Origin of the sequence: Bifidobacterium sp. W8104 (assembly GCF_016100735.1) — a bacterium.
Lineage (GTDB): Bacteria > Actinomycetota > Actinomycetes > Actinomycetales > Bifidobacteriaceae > Bombiscardovia > Bombiscardovia choladohabitans.
Map to the genome: position 1 here is coordinate 73,705 of NZ_JACFRW010000001.1, position 13,438 is coordinate 87,142.

The 13,438-nt window shown below is 65.8% G+C and carries 7 protein-coding genes; 2 read left to right on the forward strand and 5 right to left on the reverse strand.

Annotated elements, in window-relative coordinates; translation table 11 throughout:
• Positions 1-67: 67 nt before the first annotated feature.
• Both dut and H3U89_RS00335 read right to left on the reverse strand, forming a co-directional pair.
• Positions 68-532 (reverse strand): dUTP diphosphatase, encoded by a 465-nt coding sequence (gene dut, locus H3U89_RS00330; RefSeq protein ID WP_198179241.1) that lies wholly within the window; start codon positions 530-532, stop codon positions 68-70.
• Positions 532-825 carry a DUF4193 domain-containing protein gene (locus H3U89_RS00335; protein ID WP_198179239.1) on the reverse strand — a complete coding sequence of 98 codons (294 nt, stop codon included), beginning with the start codon at positions 823-825 and terminating at the stop codon, positions 532-534. Before H3U89_RS00335 ends, dut begins: the two co-directional genes overlap by 1 nt.
• A gap of 167 nt (positions 826-992) precedes the next feature.
• Here H3U89_RS00335 and sepH point away from each other — a divergent pair, with 167 nt between their 5' ends.
• Positions 993-2,051, forward strand: a complete 1,059-nt coding sequence (gene sepH / locus H3U89_RS00340; RefSeq protein WP_198179237.1) for a septation protein SepH — start codon at positions 993-995, stop codon at positions 2,049-2,051.
• Here sepH and H3U89_RS00345 read toward each other — a convergent pair whose 3' ends face one another.
• Complete coding sequence (locus H3U89_RS00345) at positions 2,052-3,275, reverse strand: alkaline phosphatase family protein (RefSeq protein WP_198179235.1); 1,224 nt, start codon at positions 3,273-3,275, stop codon at positions 2,052-2,054.
• Positions 3,276-3,389: 114 nt separating this feature from the next.
• Here H3U89_RS00345 and H3U89_RS00350 point away from each other — a divergent pair, with 114 nt between their 5' ends.
• The gene (locus H3U89_RS00350; protein ID WP_198179233.1) at positions 3,390-6,023 is read left to right on the forward strand and encodes a DNA gyrase/topoisomerase IV subunit A; all 2,634 of its coding nucleotides are present in this window, start codon (positions 3,390-3,392) and stop codon (positions 6,021-6,023) included.
• Between the two features lie 19 nt (positions 6,024-6,042).
• On the opposite strand, the gene H3U89_RS00355 is transcribed toward H3U89_RS00350, so the two are convergent.
• Both H3U89_RS00355 and H3U89_RS00360 read right to left on the reverse strand, forming a co-directional pair.
• Positions 6,043-10,980: an ATP-dependent helicase gene (locus tag H3U89_RS00355; protein ID WP_198179231.1), complete on the reverse strand. Its 4,938-nt coding sequence runs from the start codon at positions 10,978-10,980 to the stop codon at positions 6,043-6,045.
• A gap of 48 nt (positions 10,981-11,028) precedes the next feature.
• Positions 11,029-13,386 carry a DNA gyrase/topoisomerase IV subunit B gene (locus H3U89_RS00360; protein WP_198179229.1) on the reverse strand — a complete coding sequence of 786 codons (2,358 nt, stop codon included), beginning with the start codon at positions 13,384-13,386 and terminating at the stop codon, positions 11,029-11,031.
• Positions 13,387-13,438: the final 52 nt, after the last annotated feature.

Consider the following 13,438-nt stretch of genomic DNA (forward strand, 5'->3'; position numbering starts at 1 on the left):
CTGATATAATGCACCAATCCTACACTTGCGTCTGGCCCATTCAGGCCGCCCGTGTCCGAAGGGTGCCTCAGCGGCCGGTCGAGCCGAATCCGCCATCCGAACGCACCGAGCCGGGCAGGCGTTCGGCAGACACGAAACGGGCCTGCACGTAGCGCTGGATGACCAGCTGTGCGATGCGCTCCCCGGGCTCGAAGTGGACCGACTCATGCGGATCCAGGTTGATCAGCGGCACCTTGATTTCGCCCCGGTAGCCGGCATCAATGGTCCCGGGCGCGTTGAGCACGGTCACCCCCATTTTGACCGCCAGCCCCGAGCGTGGATGAACCAGGCCGACGTAGCCGTTGGGCAGGGCCAGTGCCACTCCCGTGGGCACCAAGGCCCGCTGGAAGGGGGCCAGATCCACAGCCACACTGGCTCGCAGATCGGCCCCCGCATCGCCGGGCATGGCGTATTCCGGCACCTCGGCCCCATCCAGGGACTGGAACAGGACCTCGACCGTTTCAGGCTCGTTGTAGGACTCGTCATAGGCCATCAGGCGGCGCACTCCTTGCAGACGGGCTTGCCGTCGGGGGTGGTGTAGGCCAGCTGGCTCCGGTGCTTGACCAGGAAGCAGTTGGAGCAGATGAATTCATCGCCCTGCATGGGGATGACGGTCACCGAAGAGTCCTCATTGCTCAGGTCGGCGCCAGGCAGCTCGTAGTCCTCGGCGATGGCGTTCTCGTCGTCGTCAAGGTCAGCCCCGGAATCCTGGCCGTTTTTGCCAAGCTCCTGCAGGGATTCCTCGTCTTCGTCCTTGTCGCGCGGGGTATCGTAATCCTGTGCCATCGTGTACCCTTTCCTTGTTCGACCAGCCACCTCGTATGCCGGTCATTTCACACGATATGTACTGCGCATAGGATACACGATTTCAAAAGCACGTAAAATACCAACCGTAGGGCACAATGGAAATACCTAAGGCCGTGTAAAGGAACCGTAAGAGGATAGGGGCGTGCATGTCTGAGAATGGGACCAGGGTGGCCAGCTTTGACCATGTCGACGACAGGGGCGATCTGGTCTTCGTCTGTGACCACCGGCACTTCGCCGTAAGGGTCGACGATGCGCTTGATCGCGCCATTCTTGAGGCCAAGCAGGTCAAGGAGGAAGAGGACGTGGACCCCCAGACCGGCAAGTCCAAGCCACTGCCTGTATCAGCCATTCAGGCTGCTGTGCGCGCCGGCGCCCGCCCAGAGCAGGTGGCTCAGCAATACGCTGTCAACGAAGCGCTGGTACGGCGTTTCGCGGCCCCTGTGGAGACCGAAAAGAAGTACGCCATCGAGCAGTTCCTGACCATGCCGGCGCCCAAGGGGTCGGGCGGGCGAAACTACCAGGAACTGATCGGCAAGGTGCTGGCCCGTGCCGGGGTCAGCCTGTCACAGGTTTCCTGGCAGGCCACCAGACGAGGGTACGAACCCTGGAACATCAACGGCGTGTTTACGCTGGACAAGCGGATCTTCAACGCCCGCTGGGCCTGGAACATGCATGACAACACCGTGACCTGCATGAACGGGGCGGCCAGGATGCTGCTGGACGATTCCGAAGACGACCATGGCCAGGAGCGTCCCGGCTGGGACCAGGGTCCCGCCGAAGAGATCGACGACCAGACCGACAGGCGACCTCCAAACCAGGAGGATGCCCTTGCCCGAATCGAGGAAGAGGACCGTAGCTCGGACGACCAGGAGGACGGCGAGCGCCAAGCGGCACTCACAGCCTGGCTCTATGGCAAGCCCAAGGAAGGCCAGGAGCGGACAGCCGAGCGAAAGCCCAGCCACCCCAGTGCGGAACTGACCGAGGACCCCGACACGGCCGAGCATCCTCCCATCCGAGACAATGAATCCACCATGGTCCTGCCCGTACAGAACCATGGGCAGAGCCAGCAGCCGGAACAAGACGATGATGCCGGTCAGGACGAGCAGGAGGACGAGCCCAGGGAGGGCCGCCGCAGCAAGCGGGCCAAAAAGCACTCCGGGCGGTCGGCCGTACCCAGCTGGGACGAGATCCTCTTCGGCAAGTAGTCAGACCAGATCGATCAGGCAGGGGATCTGCGTCTCCAGACGGGTCCATGAGCCATGCACACCAGGTAGTCTGGTCGCGGCATCAGTCTGATCTGCAGAATTCACCAGGGTGACCCGGTCGCCGGCCAGAACCAGAAGGTCGCCGATCATGGGTCGAACCCGGGTGTCCACAGGGCCGAAGATGCCCCCTTGGATGGCTTGATCCCGGGTCAGCACCCAGGCCCGCTCCCCCAGACGCTGGTGCCAGCGTGCAGCCACCACCTGGGGATCCGCCCCCTGGTCCAGATAGAGCATGACCGCCCTGGGCTCACCGCCCACCAGTCGCACATCCCGGTTCAGCTCAGGGTCCTGGGCGATGTCGATGCGCTGGTCCGGATCAGCCTCGACCATGCCGTGATCGGCCACGATCACCGTCAGCGTCCCGGCGGGCAGGCGGTGATGAAGCTCGGCCAGCTGTGCATCGGTCACTTCGAGGGCGGCCACCCATTCCTCGCCCTCCCAACCGCTGTGGTGGCCCACCTTGTCCACATCGCGGATATAGAGGTAAGTCAGCCCCGGCTTGCGGGCAGCCTCGCAGGCGGCCAGGAGACGCTGACGGGAGTGGTTGTGGGCCAGATACTCCCCGCCGCGCAGAGCAGCCCGTGTCAGGGCGGAGTTACGAAAACGCGGCATACCCGACGAGGTCACCCGGACACCCTGCGCCTGGAGGGTCTCGAAGACCGTGGGGCGGCGCTGCAGACGCTCGGGATCCTGAGCCCCCCTGAACTGGATCATCTGACCCAGCTGGCCGGTGTCCGGATTGAGCTGGGTGTAGCCGGTCATGCCGGTCAGTCCAGGGCTGGTTCCGGTGCCGAAGACCCCCATGGCCGCCACGGTCGTCGAGGGCAGGCTGGTGTAGAGGGGACGCTGGTTGATGGGCTCGGACAGCAGCGAGCGCAGGTAGGGCACATGGCCCTGGCGGCTGACCAGGTTCCAGAATCCCAGGCCGTCCACCAGGACGACGACCACCGACCGGGCTTCCGGCAGTCCCAGAGCCTCCTGGAGGGTCTTGGCAGACGGATGGATGTCAGTGGACACGGGCGTTCCCAGACAGGCGCTCAGAGCGGGCAGGACGGCGGACAGATGCCTGGCCCCGCCAACCTGCCTGTCCCCCGCCCGGTCCCCGTATCGGATAGGCGGACTCGGCTGCAGCAGTTCCTTCATGTCAGGTGTATCCAGACCCATGCCTTCCATTCAAGCACGGTCAGACCCCAGGCCGACACTGCATCCCTGCTGTGAATGCTTTGGCGGACCGTCCGGTTATCATAAGGCGGAACGTGAAGGAGCAGGAGCTGGAGCATGGCAACTCATCGCAGGAGCAAGGCGGCGGGGTACGACCCCAGGCAGGTCAAGGAGCACATCGTCGAAACCCCTCTGAACGAGGAGATGAGCAAGTCCTTCCTGGAATACGCCTACTCGGTCATCTACGCCAGGGCCCTGCCCGACGCCCGTGACGGACTCAAGCCGGTCCAGCGGCGGATCATCTACCAGATGGGTCAGATGAACCTCAACCCCGACCGCCCCTACATGAAGTCCGCCAGGGCCGTGGGCGAGGTCATGGGCAAGCTGCACCCCCATGGCGACTCATCCATCTACGAGGCCATGGTCCGCCTGGCCCAGCCCTTCGCCATGCGCCTGCCCCTGGTCGACGGCCACGGCAACTTCGGATCCCTGGACGACGGACCGGCGGCCTCCCGCTACACCGAGGCCAGGCTGGCCCCGGCCGCTCTGGGCATGAACGCCGACATCGACCAGGACACGGTGGACTTCTCCCCCAACTACGACAACAAGCTCAAGGAGCCCCAGGTCCTGCCCTCGGCCATCCCCAACCTGCTGGTCAACGGGGCCTCGGGCATCGCCGTTGGCATGGCCACCAACATGATCACCCACAACCTGGGCGAAGTGGTGGCCGCCGCCAAGTATCTGATGGCCCACCCGGACGCAAGCCTGGACGAGCTCATGCGCTACGTACCCGGTCCGGATCTGCCCGGCGGCGGAATCATAGTGGGACGGGACGGCATCCGCAAGGCCTACGAGCACGGCCGGGGTGCCTTCGTGACCAGGTCCGTCACCCACCTGGAGAACGTGACCGCCCGCAAGAAGGCCATCGTGGTCACCGAGCTGCCCTTCATGGTGGGCCCAGAGCGGGTTCTGGAACGCATCTCGGATGGGGTGCGCAACCACAAGCTGGAGGGCATCTCCAGCGCCATCGACCTGACCGATCGGCACAACGGGACCCGCCTGGTCATCGAGATCAAGACGGGATTCGACCCGGCTAAGGTCCTGGGCAAGCTCTTCAAGTACACGCCCCTGGAGGACTCCTTCACCATCAACAACGTGGCCCTGGTCCACGGACGGCCCAGAACCATGGGGCTCAAGGAGCTGCTGGAGGTCTGGGTGGAGCACCGGCGCACGGTCATCCATCGGCGCAGCGAGTTCCGCCGCAAGAAGGCCCTGGAGCGTTTGCACCTGGTCGAGGGGCTCCTGCTGGCCCTGGTCGACATCGACGAGGTCATCCAGGTCATCCGCAGCTCGGACGACGCGGATGCGGCCAAGACCAGGCTGATGGCGGTCTTCGACCTGGATCAGACCCAGGCCCAGTACATTCTTGACCTGCGGCTGCGGCGGCTGACCAAGATGAGCCGGATCGAGCTGGAGGGCGAGCGCGACGACCTGAACAAGCAGCTGGAGGAACTGGAGCGGATTCTGGGCTCCTCGTCCGAGCTGGACCGGGTGGTCATCCAGGAGATGGATCAGGCGGTGGCCCAGTGGGGCACGCCCAGGCGCACGGTCATCCTGGACAAGGAGCCCTCCGGTGACCTGGCCCCCGTGCAGTCGGCGGCCGGCGATCAACAGACCACTCAGCAAACCTCAGGCAAAGTGGGTGCTGGCTCCCAGGCTGCGCTGCTGGCCGGCGGAGGAAGCGGCAGCGGTGGCGACGGCGGCGACCTGCACATGGAGGACAAGCCCTGCACGGTCATGATGAGCGCCACCGGCCTGCTGGCACGCAGCACCCCGGGCGCCCTGGATGCCTGGCGGTCCCGCCCGCGCAACCAGGACCGTGGGCACGACGACCAGATCATCGCCATATTCGCCACCACCACCCTGGCCACCTACGGCCTGGTCACCACGGCTGGACGGCTGATCACCGCACCTGTGGCCGACCTGCCGCTGATCCCGGCCACCGCCAACCCCAACCTGGGCGGGGGCATCGTGGCTGACGAGCTCCTTGGCGGAACCGCCAGCACCGAACCCCAGGCCGACGAGCACGCCGTCACCGTCATCGACATGGCCGACTCCCGACCTCTGGCCCTGGGCACACGCCTGGGCACGGTCAAGCGCTGGAACCGCGAGTCGCCGACCACCATGGACTCCTGGTCGGTCATCGACCTGAAGGACGGCGACCAGGTGGTCTTCGCGGCCCCCTGCCAGGACGGGGACCGCATGGTGCTCATCTCCTCGGATTCCAGCCTATTGACCTTCACCGGGGACAAGGTTCGCCCTCAGGGCCGCAATGCCGCCGGCATGGCGGGCATCCGTCTGGCCCAGGGCTGCCAGGTCGCCACCTTCGCGGTCGTGCCGGCCGGGGAGATCGGTTGGACCTACCAGGAGACCGGCGAGGATGGTATGAGCACCCAGGCCGGGGCCGTGGTCCTGACCGTGGCCGGCGACTCCGAGGCCCTTCCAGGCACCGAGAACGGCTCGGCCAAGCTGACCCCGCTGGAGATGTATCCGGTCAAGGGCCGCGGAACGAAAGGCGTGCGCTCCCAACGCTTCCTGAAGGGACAGGACACCCTGCTGCTGGCCCGGGTGGGCGCCTGGCCCCTGCACGCCAGCACCGCTGCCGGTTCCCCGGTCGAACTGCCTGATGTGGACATGCGTCGGGATGCCTCCGGCCAGGAGCTGGCAGCGCCCATCGCCTTCGTGGCCTGAGGGCGCTCAGCAAAAAGACTCAGTAGAGGGCCATGCCGCCCGGCCCGGCCGTGAATCCGGCGGCGGCCAGGGCCATGCCCACCGGTTCGCGCATGGTCAGGGGCCGGCCATTGGCATTACTGAAGAGGATGCGCCCCTGCCCGCCCCGCCTCAGCCATGAGGCCAGCTGGGCGAAGGCGGCCTCCAGCAATCCACGCTCGGGCTCACCGAAGACCAGCAGATGATGCCCCTTGGGCGCCGCATAAACCAGGGCGCGGCCTCGATTCTGCACCAGGAGGTTCCCCATCCGCCGAATGGGACGACCGCCGGCATCCCCTGATGTGGTCGGCCAGGCAAGGGCCGTGCCATAGAGGTTGGCGGGATCGGTCACATCCATGACCACGGGTTCGGGCGGCCGCTGCTTCGATCCACCTTCACCATCATCATTGCGCTCACCTTCTTGGAAGTCCCTGAGCTGGTCGATCACCTCCCGGGGGGCGAACTGGGCACCGCCGAAACCGTCCACGATGACCCCACGCGTGAACTGGCCGGCCTCCTCCATGCGTCTGCAAACCTGATAGAGGGCCGAGAATCCGCCGGGCAGGGATCGCACTTCGGGCAGGACCGGGGCCAGAAGCCCATAACGGTCCAGGATGGCCTGCCCCTGGTGGACCAGGCGGACGGTCCGCTGCCGGTCATCGTCCTGGCTGCTTCTGAGCTTGTCGCTTGAATCGGCCATGCCAATCCCCGATGCTCCGCGCTCATCCGCAACCAGGGTCCAGAATCCCTCCGTCGCCGCTGACAGCGCTGATGAGCCGGCCGTCCGTGTCAAGGCCGCGCGACCCAAGGGCCTGCCGCGTCCACGCAGACCATGGGGCAAACGGCGCGTCCTACCCGAAGTCTGTGAGCCTGATCCTCGGACCAGGCGCCGAACCGGAGCTAGGGAGGCGTTGGTGACCAGTCCACGCCTGACCAGGCCCCAGAGCGACCGGGCCATGGCCTCCTGGTCGGGGGCCTCAGAAACAGGGGGCTCAAGGTCATCCCCACTCCGGCCGGCACAGGCGCGCAGAAGCCGATCGAAGCGGTAGGCTCCCCCATCGGCCAAAACATCCAGCAGGGCCTCTTCCCTATCGCCCGGGTTGTCCAGGTTGCCCGACTTGCCGATCTCATCCGTGGCCGACGGGGAATCGGCGGACCGTGCTGGAAGCTCCTGATCCAAATCCTCTGCCAGATAAAAAGTCATGGCGCCCAGCGGGCCCTCCCCCTGGTCGGACCCCACCCAGACCACCTGACCCGAGGCCAGCAGATCGTCCATCAATGCCGGACCGTAATCACGCACCCTGGCCGGGAAGATAGCCGACTCCCAGAGTTCGGACGGCAGAGCCAGCCCTTCCAGCTGCGCAACGACCTCCAGCAGTCCCTCGGTGCCCATCAAAGGCTCCTGGCCCAGGGGTGCCAGACCCTGCCGGTGAAGAAGAAAGTCACTGTAGACATGACCGGGGACCGGCCTGGCGGCCTTGCTGGCCTTGGCCAGGGACCGCGAGCGCAGCCGACGGAAGACCTCGGGATCCAGCCATCCTCGGCGGGGTTCGCCTCCCTCCCATCCGGGCTCGTCATAGACTGTCAGGTCGGGACGGGGGAAGACCCCGGTCATGAGCAGCTCGCGTGCGACCAGGGAACGCAGCCTGTCCTCCAAGAGAGCACTGCCCAGGCCCAGGTGACCGGCCAGGTCCTCGGTGGTGAACGGCCCATGGACTGCGGCGTATTGCCTGACCAGCTGGTCGAAGGCCTCGCTGTCCGATTCCGATTGCTTTGTCGGCCGGGAGGATGGATGGATGATGCCGGGCCCCAGGACCGCCGTCAGCCGCCCCGCCTGACCGGCCCATACCCAGCAGTCGCGGGTGCCCAGTCTGACCTGGACCACCCTGGACTGGGCCTGCAGCTGCTTGAGCATGGCCCTGACCTGTGCCTGGGTCACCGGCTGGTCCTCCTGACCGCGCATGCGCCGAAGAATCCCGGCCAGATCCATGGGGCCCAGGGTGCGCAGCAGGTCGGCCAGTCCTTCGGCCCCCTTGGCCCGGGTCCTGGGCGAAAGCCGCTGCAGGTCAGCGGTCACCTGGTCGACGGTCTCCTGATCCAGAAGGTCAGCCATGTCCACCTGCCCGACCATCTGCTCCAGCAGGTCGGAATCGATGGCCAGCATGGCGGCGTCGCGCTCGGCCTTGGGCATGTCGTACTGGTACATGAAGGTCCCCAGGTAGCCGAAGAGCATCCCTGAGGCCATGGGCGAGGGAGTCTTGGTGGAGGCCGGGACCAGACGGACGCTCCCCTGCTCCAGGTCGGCCATGAGCTCGCACAGGGCAGGCATGTCGTAGACGTCCTGCAGGCACTCACGCATGGTCTCCAGAACCAGGGGGAAGTCATTCTCCTTCAGGGCCGCGTCCAGCAGACGGGAGGCCCGCAGACGCTGCTGCCAAAGCGGAACCCTGCGGCCCGGCTCCATCCTGGGCATATAGAGCGAGCGGGCTGCGCACTGGCGGAAGCGGGCCTGGAAGAGCGCAGAGCCAACCAGATGCCGTCGGACCTCGCGCTCCACCTGATCGGGGCTGAATCCGAATATTCGCTGATCATCCAGGAAGGCATCGGTGCCCGGGATCTGCACGACGATGCCATCCTCCCCAGCCCAGACGGAACCGTCATAGCCGCGCTCGCGGGAGAGCCGGGCGGCGATGGCCAGGGCCCAGGGCTCGTTGACCCTGCGGCCGTATGGCGAATGGAGGATCAGTCTCAGGTCGCCCTCCTCGTTGGGACAACGCTCGACCACCAGGTGTCGATCGTCGGGCACCCGGCCGGTGGAGGCCTGCTGCTCGGCCAGAAAGGCGGCCAGATTGTTGATGGCAGGACGGTCCAGGCCGTCCTCCAACAGACGAGAACAGACGGATTGAGTGAAGCCCGGCCGACCGGAGGCAGTTTGGACCGCCGGTATCAGGCCCTGTGACAACTCCCTGGCAAGCCTGCCCAGACGACGGCCGAAGGCGGGGTCACGGCCGGTGCCCTCCCCGTGCCAGAAGGGCAGTCTGGCTGAGCGTCCCGGAGCGGGCACCACCACCACACGGTCGCGGGTGATCTGCTGAATCCTCCAGGAGGTGGTGCCCAGGGTGATCACATCCCCCTTGCGGGACTCGTAGACCATCTCCTCGTCCAGCTCCCCCACTCGGCGGGGCTTGCCGCCGGCGGCCTCGGAGGGCATAACCACACTATAGGAGCCACGGTCGGGAATGGTGCCTCCGGAGGTCACCGCAAGTCGCTGCGCGCCGGGGCGGGCCGTCAGCGTGCCTGTCTGTTGGTCCCAGACCAGGATGGGGCGGAAGGCGGTGAAGTCCTGCGAGGTGTAGGCGCCGCTGAGCATGCCCAGCACCGCCCGGTAGACCTGCTGGTCCAGGTGGGCGAAGGGCGCGGCCCGTCTGACCGTGGCCAGCCAATCCTGCTCCTTGAGCGGTCCCATGGCGGCCGCGGCCACAGTCTGCTGGGCCAGAACATCCAAGGGACTGCTGGGCATGACGGTGGGTTCGATATCACCCTGGACCATGCTTTCCATGCTGGCGGTGCATTCCAGGATCTGCTCGCGGGTCAGGGGAAAAAGCCTGGCCTGCGATACCCGGCCCACTTGGTGGTCGGCCCGGCCCACCCGCTGCAGCCCCGAGGCGGTCGACAGCGGGGCGTTGACCTGGATGACCAGATCGACCGAGCCCATATCGATGCCCAGCTCAAGGCTGGAGGTGGCCACCACGCACCGCAGTCTGCCGGCCTTGAGGTCGTCCTCCACCTGGCGGCGGCGCTCCTTGGACACCGAACCATGGTGGGCCATGGCAATGGGTTGGTCGACAGGCTGGCCGGATGTTCTCTCGGAGGTGGACCCGGTGGCCGAATCGTAGTGGGCGGGCTCCCTGGCCTGCGAAACCCTGCCCGTGGGCTGGTCTGTTTCTGGGCGTAAACCTGGACGGTCCTGCCCACTGCTGCCTCGGCCACGGTGGTCGGACGCTTGCAGATCGGACTGGTGCAGGTCGTTCAACCGGGCGGTCAGACGCTCGGCAAGACCTCGTGAGTTGACGAAGACCAGGGTGGTTTGGTGGGACAGGACCTGGTCCAGAATGGCCCGCTCGACGGCAGGCCAGATGGACCCGCTTCTTTGGTCGCCCCCCTGACCCTCTTCGCCGGATTCGCCGGGTGGCACTGTCAGATCGCCCATGTCCTCCAGGGGCTCGATCAGCCGCAGGTCCATGGCCGTGGACGACTTGGGCTGGATCAGACTGACCGGACGGCTGCCGCCCAGAAAACGTGCCACCTGTTCGGGCGGCCGTACCGTGGCCGACAGGCCGATCCGCTGCACGGGCTGTCCAACCAGATCGTCCAGCCGCTCCAGGCTCAGGGCCAGATGAGCCCCGCGCTTGTTGCCCGCCAGAACGTGGATTTCGTCCACAATAACGGTCTGTACATTCTTCAACGTGCTGGCTGCCTTGGAGGTCAGCATCAGATAGAGGGATTCAGGGGTGGTGACCAGAATATCCGGGGGATGGGCGGCCAGGGCCCTGCGGCCGCGGGCGTCGGTGTCCCCGGTGCGGATGCCCGTCCTGACCTTGGGCGCTTTGCGTCCCTGCTGTTCGAATCGCTCGGCCATACCGTCCAGCGGAGCCTGCAGGTTGCGGGCCACATCCGTCCCCAGGGCCTTCATGGGCGAAATGTAAAGCACGGCGACCCCAGGCTTCCGGGAGCGCCGAGGCATGGTCATGAGCTCGTCGATGGCCCAAAGAAAGGCAGCCAGGGTCTTGCCTGACCCGGTGGGCGAAATGATCAGTGCATCACCGCCTGAGCGGATGGCCGGCCAGGCCTGCATCTGGGTCGGCGTGGGCCCGTCGGGAAAGGCCTGGCGGAACCAGCCGGCCGTCTGCGGGGAGAAATTATCCAAGGGATCGTCCATATGCGTCACACTCCTCTCCCCGTCCCTTTGGGCCTTGCTGAAGGTCGATCAGGTGTCGATCTTGCTCCGGTCGAAGTCGTCGGCATTGTCCACGATGAACTGCTTGCGGGGCGGCACGTCGTCGCCCATGAGCAGGGGGAAGATGCCGGCCGCCTGAGCGGCATCCTCCATGCGGATGCGGCGCAACATGCGGGTCCGGGGATCCATGGTGGTGTCGGCCAGCTGGTCGGCGTCCATCTCGCCCAGACCCTTGTAGCGCTGCACATCGGGATTGTAGTCGATGTGCTTGGCCCGCAGGTCGGCCAGCTTGCCCTCCAGCTCATCGTCCGAATAGGTGTAGATGAACTTCCCCTTGTTCTTGCCTGCAAGCGCGATTCGATGCAGGGGCGGCACGGCAGCGTAGACCCGCCCATTCTCGATCAAGGGCCGCATGTAGCGGTAGAAGAGGGTCAGCAGCAGGATGCGGATGTGGGCACCGTCCACGTCGGCATCGGTCATCATGATGACCTTGTTGTAGCGGGCCTGGTCGATGTCGAAGCTGGCCCCCGAGCCGGCGCCGACCACCTGGATGATGGAGGCGCACTCCTTGTTGGTCAGCATCTGGGACAGGGAAGCCTTCTGCACGTTGAGGATCTTGCCACGGATGGGCAGCAGGGCCTGGAACATGGAGTTTCGGGCTGCCTTGGCCGTACCCAGGGCGGAGTCGCCCTCGACGATGAACAGCTCGGCGATGTCGTCGTTGCCGGGCATGGAATCCGAGAGCTTGGAGGGCATGGAGGCCGACTCCAGGGCGTTCTTGCGCCTGGTGACCTCCTTGGTCTTGCGTGCCTGGACGCGGGCGTGCATCTCGCCGACAATCTTCTCCAGCACCTGACCGGACTGCTCCTTGAAGCCACGCTTGGAGCCGCTGATCATCTGGCCGAACTGGTCGTCGGTCATCCGGGTGACGATGGGCTTGACCTGGGCCGTACCCAACACGTCCTTGGTCTGGCCCTGGAACTGCGGCTCGGCGATACGCACGGTGACCACGGCCACCAGCCCGGCCAGGACATCGTCTCGCTCCACCTTGGTGTGGGAATCCTTGAGGTTGACCTTGAGGCGGCGGGCGTTGGCCTCCACGGCCTTGCGCACCTGGCGGGTCATGGCGTTCATGAACCCGTCCACATGCATGCCTCCGCCGGGCGTCTCCACCACATTGACAAAGCTGCGAACGACTGAATCGTAATCGTTGACCCAGCGCAGGGCGATATCCACCCCGCAGACGCGTTCCACCTGCTCGGCGTGCAACTCACCGTCCGAGCCCACCCGCTGGGTCTCCTCCTGGTAGGTGTCCTGGCCGCTGATCCGCCAGATGTCGCTGACCGGCTCGCCCTTGGACAGGAAGTCCACGAAGTCCGTCACCCCGCCGGTGTGCAGGAACTCCTCCACGCGCTGATGGCCGGACTCGTCCTCCGGCTGCAGCATGGCCCGGTCGGCCCGCTCGGTGGCCGAAAGGTCGGCATCATCCGGCTGCGCGTCCTCGGCACGTTCGCCTTCGGTGCCTTCTTCAGAGAGATCGTCGCTGTTGGAAGATCCATGAAGGTTTTCCTGATCGTCCTGAACGTTCTGGTTGTCCGGCTCCGCAGCGGATTCGCCGTCAACCTCCAGGCGCAGGTCCTGTTCGGCGCTTCCTGTGGCGGGGATGCGGTCGTCAATCACGGTGATCTTGAGGCCGGGCACCAGGAAACTGGTCTGGCGCACCCGGTCGATCAGCTGGGCGTAGCTGAACCGGGCCGTGGGGTTGAAGATTTCTGGGTCGGCCCAGTAGCGCACCCTGGTCCCGGTCCGGGACTTGGGCACGCTGCCCACTACTTCCAGGGGTGTAGGCCGGTTTTTCCTGGTGCGCTTGAAGGGCGAGTCAGGCGAGGGCCGCTCCGGATCTGGGTCCTGGTAGGTGCCGGGATGACCCTGGTGGAAGCGCATCCGGTGGGTCTTGCCATCCCTGTCCACCTCCACGTCCAGTCGGGAGCTCAAGGCGTTGACCACCGAAGAGCCCACGCCGTGCAGGCCGCCCACGGCCGTGTAGGAGGAGTTGCCGAACTTGGCGCCCGCGTGAAGCTTGGTCAGGACCACCTCCACGCCGGTCAGCCCGGTTCGAGGCTCAATATCGACGGGGATGCCTCGGCCGTTGTCGTCCACCTCGATGGAGCCGTCCTTGTGCAGAATGACCTTGATGTGGTCGCACTGGCCGGCTAGGGCCTCGTCCACGGCGTTGTCGATGATCTCCCAAAGGCAGTGCATGAGCCCCTGGCTGTCCGTGGTCCCGATGTACATGCCTGGACGTTTGCGCACTGCGTCCAGGCCATCCAGGACCGTCAGACTGCCGGCACCATAGGACTTTCCCTTTTCAGGCTTTTTCGCCACCATTTTCCTCGCCGTTCACCTCTTGGCGCCCAGGGGACACGGGTCCTCGCATGGG